Consider the following 17,002-nt stretch of genomic DNA (forward strand, 5'->3'; position numbering starts at 1 on the left):
AGAGAGGTCAGGCGGCGGCGCGCCCCTCTCCGTCGACCAGCGCGACGATGTCGAGCATGATGCGGTTCAACTCGAAATCCTTCGGGGTATAGACGCGCGCGACGCCTTCGCCCCGCAGCGTTTCCGCGTCGGATTCCGGAATGATTCCGCCGACGACAAGCGGTACATCCTCAAGCCCGGCGTCCCTCATCCGCGTCAGGACCTCCTCGACCAGCGGCAGGTGGCTGCCCGAGAGGATCGAAAGCCCGATCACATGCACCGATTCCTCGACCGCCGCGTTGACGATCTGCGCCGGGGTCAGGCGGATGCCCTCGTAAAGTACCTCCATCCCCGAGTCGCGGGCGCGCACCGCGATCTGCTCGGCGCCGTTGGAATGGCCGTCGAGGCCGGGTTTGCCGACGAGGAACTTGATGCGCCGGCCGAGCTTGCTCGACGCCGCGTCGACGGCGGCGCGGACCTCGGCGAGATTGCTCGCCGGGGCGGAGGCGGCCTTGCCGACGCCGGTCGGCGCGCGGTATTCGCCGAAGACCTCGCGCATCGCGCCACCCCATTCGCCTGTGGTGACGCCCGCCTTCGCCGCGGCGATCGAGGGCGGCATGATATTGCCTCCGCTCCGCGCGGCCTCCTTCAGCGCCTCGATCGCGGCTTGCGCGGCCGCCTCGTCCCGGTCCTCGCGCCAGGCGTTCAGGCGGCCGATCTGATCCGCTTCGACCGCGGGATCAACGACGAGAATGCCGCCCTCGCCGGAGGTCAGCGGACTCGGTTCGCCATCGGGGTACTTGTTCACGCCGACGACGACCGTGGTCCCCGCCTCGATCCGGCCGAGGCGCGCGGTATTGGCGGCGACGAGCTGCGATTTCATGTAGTCGATCGCGGCGACCGCGCCGCCCATCTCGTCGATCCTGGCAAGCTCCTCGCGCGCGCCGTCCTTCAGCGCCTCGACCTTCGCGTCGATCGCCGGGTTGCCGTCGAAGAGATCGCCGTATTCGAGCAGGTCGGTCTCATAGGCCATGATCTGCTGCATCCGGAGCGACCATTGCTGATCCCAGGGCCGGGGCAGGCCGAGGGCCTCGTTCCAGGCGGGAAGCTGCACGGCGCGGGCGCGGGCCTTCTTCGAGAGCACGACCGCCAGCATCTCGATCAGGATGCGGTAGACGTTGTTCTCCGGCTGCTGCTCGGTCAGGCCGAGCGAATTGACCTGCACGCCGTAGCGGAAGCGGCGCTGCTTCGGATTCTCGACACCGTAGCGGTCGCGGGTGATCTCGTCCCAGAGATCGACGAAGGCGCGCATCTTGCACATCTCGGTCACGAAGCGGATACCCGCGTTGACGAAGAAGGAGATGCGGCTGACGACTTCGGGGAAATCCTCCTCCGGCACCTGACCCCGCACCTGATCGAGCACCGCGCAGGCGGTGGCGAGCGCATAGGCGAGCTCCTGCTCCGGCGTCGCTCCGGCTTCCTGCAGGTGGTAGGAGCAGACGTTCATCGGGTTCCATTTCGGAACCGCCTGGTAGCAGTATTCCGCCACGTCGGCGATCAGCTTCAGGCTCGGCGCCGGCGGGAAGACATAGGTCCCGCGCGAGAGATATTCCTTGATGATGTCGTTCTGCACCGTGCCCTGCAGCCTGGTGACATCGGCGCCCTGTTCCTCGGCGACGGAGATATAGAGCGCCAGCAGCCAGGCGGCGGTGGCGTTGATCGTCATCGAGGTGTTCATCACTTCGAGCGGGATCTCGTTGAAGAGCGCCCGCATGTCGCCGATATGGCTCACCGGCACGCCGACCTTGCCGACCTCGCCCCGGCTCAGCACGTGGTCGCTGTCGTATCCGGTCTGGGTCGGGAGGTCGAAGGCGACGGAAAGCCCGGTCTGGCCCCGGGCGAGGTTCTGGCGATAGAGCGCGTTCGACTTCTCGGCGGTCGAGTGGCCGGCGTAGGTGCGAAACAGCCAGGGCTTGTCACGTTGCGTCTCGGTCATGCTTTTCCCCTGCGTGGGGCAGTCGCCCCGCATTGTATCCCCGTATCCCGCGCGGGGGGTCCCCGCGTTTTGCTGCGGTGCAGGATACCCGGCAGCCGTCCGCGCGCAAGAAGATTTCGCGCGGACGATGGGTGAAGAAAGGTTGTTTTGCGACCAATGTCTAGCGGGGTTCGTCCATCAGCCCCTTCACGATGGCGTAGCAGGCGAGGAGCAGAACGATCGTGAAGGGGAATCCGGTCGAGACCGCCATCGCCTGCAGCGCGGTGAGTCCGCCGCCGAGCAGCAGCGCGATCGCGACGAGTCCTTCGAAACTCGCCCAGAACACGCGCTGCGGCACCGGCGCGTCGATCTTGCCGCCCGCCGTGATCGTGTCGATGACGAGGGAGCCGCTGTCCGACGAGGTGACGAAGAAGACGATCACGAGCACGATGCCGATGAAGGACGAGATCGCCGCGAGCGGCAGGGCGTCGAGCATGACGAAGAGTTGCAGCTCCAGCGGCGCGCCGACCACGGCGTCGTAGCCGTCGTTGACGATCTGGCTGATCGCGGTGCCGCCGAAGGCGGTCATCCAGAGGACCGACACCGCCGAGGGGATGACGAGCACGCAGATGATGAACTCCCGCACCGTGCGGCCGCGGCTCACACGGGCGATGAACATGCCGACGAAGGGCGACCAGGAGATCCACCAGGCCCAGTAGAACGCGGTCCAGCCCTCGCGGAAGTTGTCGTCGTCACGGCCGAACGGGTTCGAGAGCGCGGGCAGGTATTCGAAGTAGTTGACGAGATTGCGGAAGAAGCCCGTCAGGATCGAGAGCGTCGGCCCGGCGAGGATGACGAACAGGAGCAGCAGCGCCGCGAGGACCATATTGATCTCCGAGAGCCGCCGCACACCCGCGTCGAGACCGGCGACGACGCTGAGAAGCGCGACGCCCGTGATCGCGATGATGAGGAACACCATCGTCACGTCGTTGACCGGGATGCCGAAGAGGTAGTTCAACCCCGCGTTCGCCTGCTGCGCGCCGAAACCGAGCGAGGTGGCGAGCCCGAAAAGCGTGGCGAAGACGGCGAGGATGTCGATGACATGCCCGACCCAGCCCCAGACCCGTTCGCCGAAGATCGGGTAGAACACCGAGCGCATGGTGAGCGGGAGCCCCTTGTTGTAGCTGAAGATCGCCAGCGCCAGCGCCACGATGGCGTAGATCGCCCAGGGGTGCATGCTCCAGTGGAAGATGGTCGCGGCCATCGAGAGCCGCCGCGCCTCGGCATTGTCGCCGGCGGCGCCTCCGAGCGGCGCCCAGTCGGTGCGGGCGCCGTTCTCGTTCACGGCCCCGCCAAGCGCGGCGTCGAAATGCGAGATCGGTTCAGAGACGCCGTAGAACATGAGGCCGATGCCCATGCCCGCCGCGAAGAGCATCGCGAACCAGGCGGAATAGCTGAAATCCGGCGTCGCATCGCGCCCGCCGATCCGCACCCGGCCGAGCGGGGTGACGATGAGCGCGAGGCAGAGCACGACGAAGACGTTGCCGGCGATCAGGAAGAAGGCGTCGAAAGTCGATGTCAGCCAGCCGCGCAACGCCTCGAACATCGGCCCGAGGCTTTCCTGGAACGCGAGCGTCAGGATCACGAAGGCGACGATGGTCAGGCCCGAGATCATGAAGACCGGGTTGTGAATGTCTAGGCCGAACGGCCCGATGCGGGTCTGGATGTTGTCCTGTCCGATCTCGTATTCCGTCACGATGACGTTCGCCGGCCCCTCCGGCGCCGGGATGGTCGGGTCGTCGTCTGCCATGGTGAAGTCCTCCGGGCCGGTTCTCAGGCGGTGTTCAGCGGATTTGTCGTCACCCGGGCGCGGGACCGGCGAATGCCGCGCGCGGTCGAAATCGCTGCGAAACGGGAAGCGGCCGTGCCGTAAAGCGTGGCGCCTGCGAAGTTCACGCCGAGTACTGTCCGGAACCTCTTGAGCTCCGAACCGATCGGAACCATGATCTCGCCGTGCATGCCCATTCCAATTGCTCGTCCGGAACTATTGCGTCCCGGCATCGTTTCCGGTCGTGAATGGCCATACTGGGCGACGCCCGAGCCGCGTGTCTACCCCGCCCGCCGCGGTTTTTCCGCGCGGGCGCCACCTTCGCCGCGGCGCAGCGCATCGGCGGGCGTGCGACCAAAGGAGCACCGTCCAAGGGTAGATAGCCTTCATCAAAGCGGTTGCGTGCGCCGCGGGATAATGTAATGCATGCACGGGACGATCTGACGAAAGATTATTGCGCGGTTCTTGAGGTTCGGGACCGCGCGGCAGGAGGATGGACACGATGGCACCGCTTGAAGCGCTGGACACCCAACCAGATTATGATGCGCCGCAAAAGGATCTCTACGAGATCGGAGAGATCCCGCCGCTGGGGTATGTTCCCAAGCAGATGTACGCCTGGGCAATCCGGCGCGAGCGGCATGGCGAGCCCGACGAGTCCTTCAAGGTCGAGGTCGTGGACACACCGAAGCTCGACTCGAACGAGGTTCTCGTCTTCGTGATGGCCGCGGGCGTCAACTACAACGGCGTCTGGGCCGGTCTCGGGATTCCGATCAGCCCGTTCGACGTTCACAAGGCGCCGTTCCATATCGCGGGCTCGGACGCCTCGGGCATCGTCTGGGCGGTCGGCGACAAGGTGAAGCGCTGGAAGGTCGGCGACGAGGTCGTCATCCACTGCAACCAGGACGACGGCGACGACGAGCACTGCAACGGCGGCGACCCGATGTATTCGCCGAGCCAGCGGATCTGGGGCTACGAAACCCCGAACGGCAGTTTCGCGCAGTTCACCAATGTCCAGAGCCAGCAGCTGATGCCGCGGCCGAAGCATCTGACCTGGGAGGAGGCGGCCTGCTACACGCTGACGCTCGCCACCGCCTACCGGATGCTCTTCGGCCATTCGCCGCATGAGCTCCGCCCCGGCCAGAACGTCCTCGTCTGGGGCGCCTCGGGCGGTCTCGGCTCCTTCGCGATCCAGCTCGCGGCGACCGCGGGCGCCAATGCGATCGGCGTCATTTCCGAGGAGAACAAGCGCGACTTCGTGATGTCGCTCGGCGCGAAGGGCGTGATCAACCGCAGGGACTTCAACTGCTGGGGTCAGATGCCCAAGGTCAATTCCGAGGAATACAAGGCCTGGCTCGGCGAGGCGCGGAAGTTCGGCAAGGCGATCTGGAACATCACCGGCAAGGGCGTGAACGTGGACATGGTCTTCGAACACCCCGGCGAGGCGACGATCCCGGTCTCGGTCCTGATGGTGAAGAAGGGCGGCATCGTCGTCATCTGCGCCGGCACCTCGGGGTACAACCTGACGATGGACGCGCGCTATCTCTGGATGAACCAGAAGCGCGTCCAGGGCAGCCACTTCGCGAATCTCAAGCAGGCGAGCGCCGCGAATCAGCTTGTGATTGAGCGACGGATCGACCCCTGCATGTCCGAGGTCTTCTCCTGGGCGGAGATCCCGGACGCCCATGTGAAGATGCGCAAGAACGAGCACAAGCCGGGCAACATGGCCGTCCTCGTCAGCGCGCCGCGCACCGGGCTCAGGACCTTCTCCGACACGATCGAGGCCAGCCGGGAGGCATAAACTCGCGGCTGACGCGAAGGTTCCAACAATCGGCTCAACCTAGGGTTTATCCACCTGGCGTTGAGCCGTTTTCAATTGAATCAATACTTTAGCGACAACGCCCCCCACCATTTCGGGGGTAACAATATTGGTGAATTCATCGGAGCGGACAGATCTGCTATTAACCCTTCTCGCAGCCCGTTGGCGCGAAGGAGTTCCTGCGATGAAGGCCTACTGGGTGATTGATATTCTCAAGGATATCAGGCAGTTTTCGGAGAAGAGCGGAATGTTCGAGTTGGCTGAGCGGCTCGATGACGCGATCTTCGTGGCTGCCAGCGAGATAGCCCAGGCTCTCGATGGCTCGGGAACAGGCGGCGGTGTACCGGGACAAACTGGAACTTACCCTGGAGCGGTTGCAGACCACGAACTCCATTGAGGACCTGGGGGTCTGGGCCCACGAGCTGCGCGACCAGCTCGAGGTCACGCATCTGATCTACCACACCGCCAACCTCAAGGGTGAGCAGGTCGGCGCCTTCACCTATGACATCGCCTGGGTGCGCCACTACATCTCCAGGGATTACCGGACCATCGACCCGGTTGTGCTCGGCGCCCTGAAACGATTTCATCCGATGAACTGGAAATCGCTCGACTGGTCGAGCGCGCAGGCCCGGCAGATGATGCGTGAGGCGATGGCGGCCGGGCTCGGCAACCAGGGCTGGTCGGTGCCGATCTGGGGGCCGAGCGGCGAGTTCGCGATGTTCTCGGTCAACCATCATGCCACGGACGAGGAATGGGAGGCCTACACGCGCTCCTGGGCGAAGGACATCCTCCTGATCGCGAATCTCGTCCACCAGCAGGCGAAGCGGATCATCAGCGGCGAGGGCGATCCGCCCGCCGCCGATCTGTCGCCGCGCGAGCGGGAGGTGTTGGCGCGGCTCAGTTTCGGCGAGAGCCGGGCGCGGGTCGCCGACGGGCTGCATATCTCCGAGAACACGCTGCGCGCCTATATCGATTCCGCGCGCCACAAGCTCGGGGCGATGAATGTCACCCATGCCGTGGCGCTGGCGACCGCGCGGGGAATCATCGTCCCGAACGGGGTGTTGCCAAAATATTGAAGTGCCGCGCGGTCGGCCTTTCTTAAGGCGCGTCACCAAAACCTGCCTCCGTGTTCAAGACAGTGGAGGCAACATGATCCGTTTCATTTACGCCGAGGATCTCAGCGCGTTTCCTGTGCTTGCCGAAGGCATGTTTCGTGACCGCGCCGATCAGTTCAAGACGCGGCTGGGCTGGGATGTGAAGATCAACGAATACGGCTGGGAACGCGACGAATATGACGCGCTGAACCCGCTCTACGTCATCGCGGAGGATGCGCGCGGCCGCCACGCTGGATCGATGCGTACGCTGCCGACCCTCGGCCGCACGATGATCAACGAGCATTTCACCCATCTGACCGGCGGGGTCCGGATCACCAGCCCGCTGATCTGGGAGTGCACCCGCTTCTGCCTCGCGCCCGGCGCGCAGGGCCGCGTCGCGGCGGCGCTCCTGATGGCGGGGCTGGAGATGGGGCTGCGTTTCGGTCTCGACCAGGCGATCGGCGTCTTCGACGCGCGGATGCCGCGGATCTACGGCAGGCTCGGGCATAGTCCGGAGGTGATCGGCTCGGCGGGCGAGGGCCGCGATCTCATCAGCGTCGGGATCTGGCGGATCACGGAAGAGGCGCTTGCGACCATCGGCGCCCGTTCCGGCATCCGCCCCTCGGAGGCCGCGGACTGGTTCGACGCGGCCTTCTCGGCACCGGCCGTCCCGGAGGCGCGCGTCGCGTGAAAGCGGCGCTTTCGGCTGGCTTCGCCTTTGCCTGCCACGTATCACCGGCGGGACAGGTGAGAGGCCCGGCATGGAACTATCGGCGGATCAGACGCGCGCCCGCGCGCGCATCCTGGCCGCGCTCGCGCAGGCCGGGGTCGATCTCGACCTCGGGACTGTCAGCCCCGACGGGGCGAAGTCCGAGCGGATCGCCGTGCTCGGCAAGGCCGGCTCGGGCAAGACGCTGCTCCTGTCGGAGATCGTGAAGGGGCTGATGGCGCTGGGCGTGAAGCCCGTGACCGGCGATTTCGAGAGCCGGAACACCAAGGCGCGGACCTTCTCGGTGCTCGCCCCGACCAACAAGGCGGCCGGGGTGCTGCGGGGCCGCGGCGTTCCCGCGACGACAATCCATCGCGTGCTGTATACGCCGCTCTACCATCCGGACTACGAGGCGATCGCCGAATGGCTGCTCGGCGAGGGGGAGCGGCCGACCGCCGACACGCTGAGCGACGAGGCGCTCGACCGGGCGAAGGCGTTCTACGCGCGCCATCCGTCGATTCCGGGCGCGCTCGCCTCCGCCGGGCTCCGGGGCTCCGATTTCATCAAGGGCTGGAAGCGACGCGACCAGCCGCTCGACATCGGGTTGATCGACGAGGCCTCGATGCTCGACGCGACGCAGTTCGAGGATCTGAGCCAGCTCTTCTCCACTCTCGTCCTCTTCGGCGATCCGGCGCAGCTCGCGCCCGTGGGCGGCGGTGGCGACATGGTCTTCAACGCGATGCCCGAGGATACGAAGCTCATGCTCGGCCGGGTGCACCGGCAGGCGGCGGACAATCCGATCCTCGATCTCGCCCATGCGCTTGGCGATCCTGATCTGGAATTCGGGGCGTTCGAGGACATGATCCACGCCGCGGCCGGCCGGGACGACCGTGTCGTCGTCGCCCAGCGCGCCGACGCGGCGGCGATGGCGCGCGCGCCGGTGCTCGTCTGGCGTAATGCCACGCGGGTGCGGCTGATCCAGGGGTTCCGCGCGGTGCATGGCGCGCCCGCCGAGGATCTGCTGCCGGGCGAGCCGCTCATCTGCGACGGGGTCGAACTGCCGCTCAAGCATCGGCGCAAGCGGATGGACCTCGAGGCGCGCGGGCTCATAAAGGGCGCGCAGGCGATCTACCTCGGTCCCGGCCGCAAGCCCGGCTTCAGCCGCCTCCATCTGCCGGGCAGCGAGGAGGGCGATCTCAGCGTCGCCAGCATTATCCAGATCGAGGTTCCGGGCCAGGAGGAGCCGGTGATCCCGACGGCGGCCAGCATGGGCGTGCTGTTCCTGCATGGCGCTGCGGTGACGATCCACAAGGCCCAGGGCTCGCAATGGCCCGAGGTGCAGGTCTTCGCCCCGGATCTCTTCGCCGCCGCCCGGGCGGGCCGTGTCGAGGCGGGGATCGCGCTCTGGAAGCGTCTCGCCTATGTCGCCATCACCCGCGCGGAGCAGCGTCTTCACTGGGTGACGCGCTACATGCTCTCGCGCCCCGCCGAACCGCTCGGAACGGGTGATCTGATCCGCGTCGCGCCGACCCTCGCGCTCGAAGCGGGGGACTGAGGCTCCCGCTACTTGTATTCGATCAGCTTCGCGCGGCCGAGCAGCCGGAATTCGAGGACGCCGAGCGCCTCGGGGAACTTGCCGAGCACGGTGAAGACGCCGCGCTCCATCCCGGTTCGCCGCCCGCCCTCGCGCCGCGCGATCCGGAGCGCCTGCGCCGGGTAGACGGCGAGGGCCAGCCCGGCCGTGAGGAGCAGCGGCGGGACGAACGCGCCCGCGAACACGGCGCCCGCCGCGACGGTGGGCAGCACCGCGCCCCAGAGCAGCGACCGGCGGGTCTCGGCGACCCAGGGCCGCTCGGAGCCCTTGCCATGAAGCGCGGCGCCGGCGGCGAAGGCGTAGCCCGCGCGCCGCGATCGCCGCCACCACTGGCCGAAACGCGATATGGCCGCGTCGTGCCAGCACATCTCGGCGTCGAGGCGCCAGATCTTCCAGCCAAGCGCGCGAAGCCTGAGGCAAAGCTCCGGCTCCTCGCCCGCGATCAGCTCGTCGCGATAGCCGCCGGCGGCGATGAGCGGCTTGACGCGGAACAGCGCGTCGCCGCCGCAGGCTCGCGTCTCGCCCGGCGGCGTGTCCCATTCCCAGTCGCAGAGACGGTTGTAGACCGAAGCTTCCGGGAAGCGTTCCCGCCGGCGGCCACAGACCGCCGCGACATCCGGATTCGCATCGAGAAATTCGCGCGCGCGTGCCAGCCAGCCGGGTCTCAGCGCGCAATCGCCGTCCACGAACTGCAGGTAGGGCGGCAATGGCGCCTGGCGGGAACGGAGCGCCGCCAGCCCGGCGTTGCGCGCCCGCGCCGCGGTGAACGGGCGCGCGAGGTCGAGCATGACGACCTCGGCCCCCATCGCGGCCGCGAGATCGGGGCTGCCGTCCGTCGAGCCCGAATCGACATAGATGACCGGCCTAGCCTCGCCGAGGACCGAGGCGAGGCAGGCGCGCAGCCGCTCGCCCTCGTTCCGGCCGATCACGATCGCGGCCACCCGCGTGATCGCGTGGCCTTCGGCGGGTTCGCCCGCGCGGAGATCGGCGCGGCCGTTCGGATGTTCGGAAGCAGCCGGGGGCGGCGGGGCGCTTAAGCGATCGGTCATCTCGCGGGGCCAGTTTGGGGACGCAACGAATCACAGGCTAGGCCGCGGGTGATTGACGGGCCTCTAACGACGGCCCTCGAAAGACGCGGCGCCCGGACGACAGGACGCGGGAAGACCAGAGCCATGCCGAACCCGATCGCCTATCTGGCGCTGATCCTCTGGCCCGTCGTGGCCGTCATCCTCTACCGGCGGTTGCCGCTCGAACGCGCCGTGATCTGGTCGGTGCTCGGCGCCTATCTCATCCTCCCGCCGGCGGTGGCGATCGACTTTCCCCTGATCCCGCAGCTCGACAAGGTGTCGATCCCGAGCACGGTGGCCTTCCTGATCCCGGCGCTGATGCTCGGGCACCGGATTCCGATGTTTCCCCGCTCACCGCTCGCCCGCGTGCTCGTGGTGCTCTTTCTCGCCACGCCGATCGCCTCGGTTCTCACCAACGGCGATCCGATCTGGTTTGCGAGGGGCGGCCTGCCGGGCCTGCGGATGCATGACACGATCGGCACCGTCATGCTGCAGATGATCGAACTCGTGCCGTTCCTGCTCGGGCTGCGGTTCCTTCGGTCCGAGGCGGCGCAACGGGAGCTTCTCATCGCCCTGGTGATCGCCGGCCTCGTCTATTCGATCCCGATGCTGATCGAGGTGCGCATGAGCCCGCAGATCAACACCTGGGTCTACGGCTTCTTCCAGCACGACGACTTCAGCCAGATGATGCGCGGCGACGGCTTCCGTCCGATCGTCTTCCTCTACCATGGGCTCTGGGTCGCGTTCCTGACCTTCATGACCCTGATCGCCGCGGTCGCGCTCTGGCGCTGGCCACCCCCGGGATCGAGCCGGGCGCGATATCTGATGGCAAGCGGCTATCTCGCGGCGCTTCTCGTGCTTTGCAAGAGCGCCGCGGTGCTGATCTACGCGGCGGCCGCGCTGCCGCTCACACGGTTCGCGAGCGTCAGGACGCATCTGCGCCTCGCGGCCCTGCTCGGCCTGATCGCCGTCAGCTATCCGCTCCTGCGCGGCGCGGGGCTGGTGCCGGTCGATCAGATCGTGGCGCAGGCCGAGGCGATCAACGAGGATCGCGCGCGCTCCGTCGCCTTCCGTTTCGCGAACGAGGAGAGCCTGCTCGCGCATGCCCGCCAGCGCCCCCTGTTCGGCTGGGGTCCCTGGGGGCGGAACCAGCTCTACGACACCTGGTCCGGCGAGATGATCTCGGTCTCGGACGGGCGCTGGATCATCGTGATCGGGATGTTCGGCTGGTCGGGCTATCTCGCCGAATTCGGTCTCCTGGCCCTGCCACTGCTTCTGCTGGCGCGACGATCTTTCGGGAGGGGCGGGGATGCGATTCCCGTCCATGCCGGGCCGCTGGCGCTGATCCTCGGCTTCAACATGATTGACATGCTGCCGAATGCGACGCTGATCCCCTTCACCTGGCTGATCGCCGGCGCGCTTCTCGGGCTCGTGGAGGAGCGGGCGGCGGGCCCAGTGAAACGGCCGGCGGCGAGACAGCCGCTGGTAGGCCAGGCGGCGGCGAGGGCGGCGGCTCCGGAGAGGCCCGCGCCCGAGACGGCGGTGCCGGCCAGACCGCGGACAATTCTCTGATCTCCGACCGGATCTCCGCCGCGCTCTTCACCGCGCGTTAAGCGGGCCACGATAGCCGGTTCGAGGGGACGCCCGGCCGGGATGTCCGGGGCGCGGCGAGAGAGGGCAGGCGGGATGAGCGGGATCAAGATCGGCTACATGGTTCCGCAGTTTCCCGGCCAGACCCATGTGTTCTTCTGGCGCGAGATCGCGGAACTGGAACGGCTCGGCGCCGAGGTCGAACTGCTCAGCACCCGGCTTCCGCCGATCGGCCTGATCTCGCACGGCTGGTCCGGCGAGGCGATCGCACGGACCGAGTATCTCGGCCGCCCGAAACTGGCCGCCAGTCTCCCCGCGCTCGCGCGCATCCCCGCGCGGGTCTGGACCGAGGCGCGCCGGGGCGGGTTTCTCAGCGATCTCATCCTCTGCGCGGAACCGGCCCGGCGGCTCGCACGGCGCTGCGCGGCGCGCGGCATCACGCATCTCCACGCCCATTCCTGCGGACGGGCGGCGATGATCGCCGCGCTGGCGCGGCTCTGCCATGGCGGGCCGACCTACAGCGTCACGCTGCACGGTCCGCTCTCGGACTACGGTCCGGGCCAGGCGCTGAAATGGCGCGGCGCGGCCTTCGGAACCGTGATCACCCGCAGGCTGCTCGCCGAGGTCGGGGCCGAGCTCGGACCCGAGGTCGCCGGGCGCTGCGTGGTGCGGGCGATGGGGGTCGATACCGAGCAGTTTGTCCGGAATGTGCCCTATGCGCCGCCCGTGCCGGGGGCGCCGCTCCGGATCTTCGCCTGCGCCCGGCTCAACGCCGTCAAGGGACATGCCGAACTCATGGAGGCGGTGGCACTGCTCGTCGCGCGCGGCATCGATGCGCGGCTCGACATCGCCGGAGAGGACGACGACGGCGGGGTCGGCTACCGAGGGATGCTCGAGGCGCGGATCGCCGAACTCGGCCTCGGCGATCGCGTGAACCTCCTCGGGGCGGTCGACGAGGCGGAGGTGCTCGCGCGGATGAACGCGGCGCATGTCTTCGCGCTCGCCTCATGGCACGAGCCGCTGGGGGTCGCCTACATGGAGGCGATGAGCTGCGCCCTGCCGGTCGTCGGCACCGCCGCGGGCGGGGTGGCGGAACTCATCACCGATGGCGAGGACGGGGTGCTTGTCCCGCCGCGCGATCCCGAGGCGATGGCCGCCGCGATCGCTGGCTTGGCCGCCGACCCCGAACACTGCCTGAGGCTCGGACGCGCGGCGCGGCTTCGGGTCGCCATGGCCTTCGATGCGCGCCTCGGCGCCCGCGCGATCTTCGACCGGGTGGCGGCCACCGCGCGCGCGACGGCGCGAAGCGACCGCCGCGCCGTGCCGCCCGCGCATGCGCTCGCGGAGGCGCGGTCATGAGCGGGGGCATGAACGCGCCGATGGTCGGCACGCTCGCGCGGCTGACCCGCCCGCGCGTGCTCGTGATCGCCGAGGCGGCCAATCCGGAATGGGTCAGCGTGCCGCTCGTCGGCTGGTCGCTCGCGAATGCGCTCCGCGATGTCGCCGATGTTCATATCGTGACGCAGATCCGCAACCGCGATGCGATCCGGCGCGCCGGGCTGGTCGAGGGCGTCGATTTCACCGCCATCAACTCCGAGGCGCTGGCGGCGCCGCTCTGGCGCCTCGCGAAACACCTGCGGATGGGCGAGGGCCGCGGCTACACCATGGTGCAGGCGGTGGGCGCGATGGCCTATCCGTGGTTCGAGCACCTCGTCTGGCGCAAGTTCGGCGCGCGGATCCGCGCGGGTGAATTCGACATCGTGCACCGGATCACCCCGCTCACGCCGACCGTGCCGAGCCCGATCGCGGCGAAGTGCCGGCGGGCCGGAGTGCCCTTCGTGATCGGACCCCTCAACGGCGGCGTGCCCTGGCCGAGGGGGTTCGAGGCGGCGCGGCTTCGGGAGCGGGAATGGCTCTCCTATTTCCGGGGCGCGCACCGCCTCCTGCCCTACCGCGCGGCGACGCTGGGCGCGGAGGCGGTGATCGTCGGCTCGCGCCATACCGAGAGCGAGATGCCCCCGGGCGCGCGCTGCCACTACATGCCGGAGAACGGCGTGGATCCGGCGCTCTACCCCGCGCGCGCGCGGCGGGCGCGAGGGTCGCTCCGCGCCTGTTTCATCGGCCGGATGGTCCCCTACAAGGGCCCCGACATGCTGCTGGAGGCGGCGGAGCCGTTGGTGCGCGAAGGTTGGCTCCAGATCGAGATGATCGGCGACGGACCGATGCTGCGCGACCTGCGCTGGCGCTGGGAGGGATCGGGGGTCCGCTTCCGGGGCTGGCTCGACCACGCCGGCGTGCGCGCCATCGCCTCCGGTTGCGACCTGCTCGCCTTCCCCTCGATCCGCGAGTTCGGCGGCGGCGCCGTTCTCGAGGCGATGGCGCTTGGCCTCGCGCCACTCGTCGTAGACTACGCCGGGCCGGGGGAACTGGTCGGCCCCGGCCTCGGCTACAAGGTGCCAATCGGGCGCCGGTCCGAGATCGTCGACCGCTTCCGCGCCGCGCTCTCGACGCTGGTCGAGGACCGGGCGGGCGTGGCCGCGGTCGGCGCGGCGGCGCGCGCGCATGTGCTCGCGGAATTCAGCTGGCCGGCGAAGGCGGCGCGCGTGGCCGAGATCTACGCCGAGGTACTGGAGCGGTCGATGGAGCAGCGGGCATGAACGGGCCGACGGTGCTGGCGGTGATCCTGAACTACCGGACGGCGGAGATGACGCTGCGCGCGCTCGGCGCGGCCGTCCGGGCGATGGAGACGATCGCGGGCGGGATCGTCGTCGTGGACAACGACTCGCGCGACGGGTCCTTCGAGCGGATGCGCGACGCGGTGGCGGCCGAGGGCTGGGATCGCGAGGGTCGGGTCCGGGTCATCGCCTCCGGCCGGAACGGCGGCTACGGCGCCGGGAACAACGCCGGGGTCCGCGCCGGGCTGCCCGATGGAACGGCGCCGGATCTCGTGTATGTACTGAACTCCGACGCCTTCCCGGAACCGGATGCCATCACCCGGCTGCTCGACCACCTCGACGCGCATCCCGAGGTCGGTTTCGCCGGCAGCCGGATCGTCGGCGAGGACGGTGCCTCGTGCCGCTCGGCCTTCCGCTTCCCCTCCATCGCAGGCGAGTTCGAGGCGGCGGCGCGCACCGGGCCGGTCTCGCGGCTCCTCGCGCGCCACATTGTCGCCCCGCCGATCCCGGACGGGACGGCGTGCGTCGACTGGCTGATGGGCGCTAGCGTGATGATGCGGCGCGCGATGCTCGATGAGATCGGCCTCTTCGACGAGGGCTTCTTCCTCTATTTCGAGGAAACCGACCTCTGCCTGCGGGCGGCCCGTGCCGGCTGGACCTCGGTCTACGTTCCGGAGAGCCGGGTCCTGCACCTCGGCTCGGTCTCGACCGGCATGGGAAGCTGGCGCCGGACGCCGCGCTACTGGTTCGACTCGCGGCTGCGCTATTTCGTCAAGAACCATGGTCCGGCCTATGCCGCGGCGGCCACGGTCGCGCATGTCGTGGGCGGGCTCATCTGGCGCGCGCGGCGGCTCCTGACGGGGCAGCCGCCCTGTGATCCGCCGCGGTTCCTGTCGGACCTGACGGGGCACGCTCTCACCCGCGGTTTCGCCGCCGCGACCGGGCCGCGAAGGACGGGCTGAGATGTTCGAGGTCTTCGCGCTGCCACCCGCGCCGTCCCATGCGCCGGTCGAGATCGTGGCGCCGCTCCGCGTGGCGGCGGCCGGGGATTTCGTCACGCGGTCCGGCCCGCCCTCCATCGGCATGGGGCTGAACGGCATCTCCGACTGGTCGACCGAGCATCCGTTCCTCGATCTGATGAAGTCCGCGCGCCCCTGGGTTGGCCATCTTCCGGGCCAGTGGGGCGGCTGGGAACACGCGGATCTGGAGCGCGCGGGGGCGCTCGACGCGGACGGCTGGCCGCGACGCATCCCGCGCGAACTCGCCGGGATCTCGACCCTGATCCTGACCGACCAGCCCGAAGCGGGCCGAAGCCTCGCTGGCCGCTACCTCCTGCGGTATCGCGGCACCGGCGAGATCGAGGTCGATGGCCGCGTAAGTCGGGTGGAGCGGCGGCCGGGAGAGATCCGCTTCGACTACACCCCCGGCCCCGGCTCGGTCATCGTCACGATCAAGGCGACCGATCCAGGGGCGCGCGGCGACCATGTCCGCGACATCCGGATCACCGCCGAGCGCGACACAGCCCACGCGGACGCGGGCGGGCTTTTCAATCCCCGCTGGCTCGCGCGTGTGGGTGGTATCCGGGCCGCGCGGTTCATGGACTGGATGGATACCAACAACTCCACCCAGACCGACTGGGCCGACCGGCCGAAGCCCGGCGACTACACCTATGCCCGCGCTGGCGTGCCGGTCGAGGTGATGGTGGCGTTGGCGAACCGGCTCGGCGCCGATCCGTGGTTCAACATGCCGCATCGCGCGAGCGACGCCTATGTCGCGGCCTTCGCCTCGTACGTTCGCGATCATCTGGACCCGCGGCGCCGCGCGCATGTCGAATATTCCAACGAGATCTGGAACTGGCAGTTCGATCAGGCGGCCTTCGCGCGCGATCAGGCGCGCAGCCGCTGGGGCCGGAGATCGGGCGACGACGCCTGCATGCAATACGCGGGCGTGCGCGCGGCGGAGGTGGCGGAGATCTGGCGCGAGGTCTTCGGTGCCGGATCGGACCGGCTGGTGCGCGTGATCGCGACCCAGACCGACTGGCCCGGGCTTGAGACCCCGCTGCTCGAAGCGCCGCTCCATGCCGGCGGAGGCGGCGCCGGCGCCCCCTTCGACGCCTATGCCGTCACCGGCTATTTCGGCGGCGCGCTCGGCGGGGACAAGGCGCCGATGGTCCGAGGCTGGCTCGCGGAAGGCGAGCGCGGGGCGCTCGCCAGGGCGCTCCGGGAACTCGACGACGGGCGATTGTCCGGGGACCCGTCGGATTCGATCAAGCGGCTGACGGGCGAACTCTGGCCCTATCACGCGCGGGTCGCACGGGCGCACGGGCTCGATCTCGTCATGTACGAGGGCGGCACGCATGTCGTGGGGCAGGGGGATGCGACGGAGGACGCGGCGCTCACCGCCTTTTTCGCAACGCTGAACTATTCCGAAGGCATGGGCGCGCTCCATGCGCGGCTGCTCGAGGGCTGGCGGTCGGCGGGGGGTACGCTCTTCACCGCCTTCGTCGATGTCGCGGGCCCGAGCCGCTGGGGCAGCTGGGGGGCGCTGCGCCATCTCGACGACGACACGCCGCGCTGGCGGGCGCTGCGGAGCTTCAACACCGACAATCCCGCCTGGTGGGACAGCCGCCCCGCCTCCGACTTCACCCCGCGCTAATTCCGGGGTGGTTCCATCGC

General features: G+C 68.7%; 14 protein-coding genes. 10 read left to right on the forward strand and 4 right to left on the reverse strand.

The window, feature by feature from the left end:
* Positions 1-7: 7 nt before the first annotated feature.
* From ACLJK8_RS12465 to ACLJK8_RS12475, 3 genes are all read right to left on the reverse strand, one after another.
* A complete protein-coding gene (locus ACLJK8_RS12465; RefSeq protein WP_413150597.1) occupies positions 8-1,975 on the reverse strand; it encodes a methylmalonyl-CoA mutase family protein in 1,968 nt (655 codons plus the stop codon).
* Between the two features lie 160 nt (positions 1,976-2,135).
* A complete protein-coding gene (locus ACLJK8_RS12470; protein ID WP_413150598.1) occupies positions 2,136-3,764 on the reverse strand; it encodes a BCCT family transporter in 1,629 nt (542 codons plus the stop codon).
* 23 nt (positions 3,765-3,787) lie between these two features.
* Complete coding sequence (locus tag ACLJK8_RS12475) at positions 3,788-3,973, reverse strand: hypothetical protein (RefSeq protein WP_413150599.1); 186 nt, start codon at positions 3,971-3,973, stop codon at positions 3,788-3,790.
* A 311-nt stretch (positions 3,974-4,284) separates the two neighbouring features.
* On the opposite strand from ACLJK8_RS12475, the gene ccrA reads away from it, so the two are divergent.
* The 5 genes from ccrA to ACLJK8_RS12500 all read left to right on the forward strand — a co-directional run bounded on the left by ccrA (position 4,285) and on the right by ACLJK8_RS12500 (position 8,956).
* Complete coding sequence (gene ccrA / locus ACLJK8_RS12480; RefSeq protein ID WP_413150600.1) at positions 4,285-5,580, forward strand: crotonyl-CoA carboxylase/reductase; 1,296 nt, start codon at positions 4,285-4,287, stop codon at positions 5,578-5,580.
* A 202-nt stretch (positions 5,581-5,782) separates the two neighbouring features.
* On the forward strand, positions 5,783-5,995 hold the full coding sequence (locus tag ACLJK8_RS12485) for a hypothetical protein (protein WP_413150601.1): 213 nt from the start codon (positions 5,783-5,785) through the stop codon (positions 5,993-5,995).
* Complete coding sequence (locus tag ACLJK8_RS12490) at positions 5,937-6,674, forward strand: helix-turn-helix transcriptional regulator (RefSeq protein ID WP_413150602.1); 738 nt, start codon at positions 5,937-5,939, stop codon at positions 6,672-6,674. The genes ACLJK8_RS12485 and ACLJK8_RS12490 overlap by 59 nt, the downstream gene beginning before the upstream one ends.
* Positions 6,675-6,747: 73 nt before the next feature.
* Positions 6,748-7,383 carry an acyl-homoserine-lactone synthase gene (locus ACLJK8_RS12495; RefSeq protein WP_413150603.1) on the forward strand — a complete coding sequence of 212 codons (636 nt, stop codon included), beginning with the start codon at positions 6,748-6,750 and terminating at the stop codon, positions 7,381-7,383.
* Positions 7,384-7,453: 70 nt separating this feature from the next.
* Positions 7,454-8,956, forward strand: coding sequence for an ATP-dependent DNA helicase (locus ACLJK8_RS12500; RefSeq protein ID WP_413150604.1), 1,503 nt, complete (start codon positions 7,454-7,456; stop codon positions 8,954-8,956).
* An 8-nt stretch (positions 8,957-8,964) separates the two neighbouring features.
* Here the strand turns inward: ACLJK8_RS12500 and ACLJK8_RS12505 are convergent, their stop codons facing one another.
* Complete coding sequence (locus ACLJK8_RS12505) at positions 8,965-10,044, reverse strand: glycosyltransferase family 2 protein (RefSeq protein ID WP_413150605.1); 1,080 nt, start codon at positions 10,042-10,044, stop codon at positions 8,965-8,967.
* Between the two features lie 123 nt (positions 10,045-10,167).
* Here ACLJK8_RS12505 and ACLJK8_RS12510 point away from each other — a divergent pair, with 123 nt between their 5' ends.
* From ACLJK8_RS12510 to ACLJK8_RS12530, 5 genes are all read left to right on the forward strand, one after another.
* On the forward strand, positions 10,168-11,634 hold the full coding sequence (locus tag ACLJK8_RS12510) for a hypothetical protein (protein WP_413150606.1): 1,467 nt from the start codon (positions 10,168-10,170) through the stop codon (positions 11,632-11,634).
* A gap of 123 nt (positions 11,635-11,757) precedes the next feature.
* A complete protein-coding gene (gene epsE, locus ACLJK8_RS12515; RefSeq protein ID WP_413150630.1) occupies positions 11,758-13,011 on the forward strand; it encodes an exopolysaccharide biosynthesis GT4 family glycosyltransferase EpsE in 1,254 nt (417 codons plus the stop codon).
* Positions 13,008-14,309: a glycosyltransferase family 4 protein gene (locus ACLJK8_RS12520; protein WP_413150607.1), complete on the forward strand. Its 1,302-nt coding sequence runs from the start codon at positions 13,008-13,010 to the stop codon at positions 14,307-14,309. Before epsE ends, ACLJK8_RS12520 begins: the two co-directional genes overlap by 4 nt.
* Positions 14,306-15,289 (forward strand): glycosyltransferase, encoded by a 984-nt coding sequence (locus ACLJK8_RS12525; RefSeq protein WP_413150608.1) that lies wholly within the window; start codon positions 14,306-14,308, stop codon positions 15,287-15,289. The genes ACLJK8_RS12520 and ACLJK8_RS12525 overlap by 4 nt, the downstream gene beginning before the upstream one ends.
* 1 nt (position 15,290) lies before the next feature.
* Complete coding sequence (locus ACLJK8_RS12530) at positions 15,291-16,982, forward strand: hypothetical protein (RefSeq protein ID WP_413150609.1); 1,692 nt, start codon at positions 15,291-15,293, stop codon at positions 16,980-16,982.
* Positions 16,983-17,002: the final 20 nt, after the last annotated feature.

Source organism: Amaricoccus sp. W119, assembly GCF_047275745.1.
Classification (GTDB): domain Bacteria; phylum Pseudomonadota; class Alphaproteobacteria; order Rhodobacterales; family Rhodobacteraceae; genus Amaricoccus.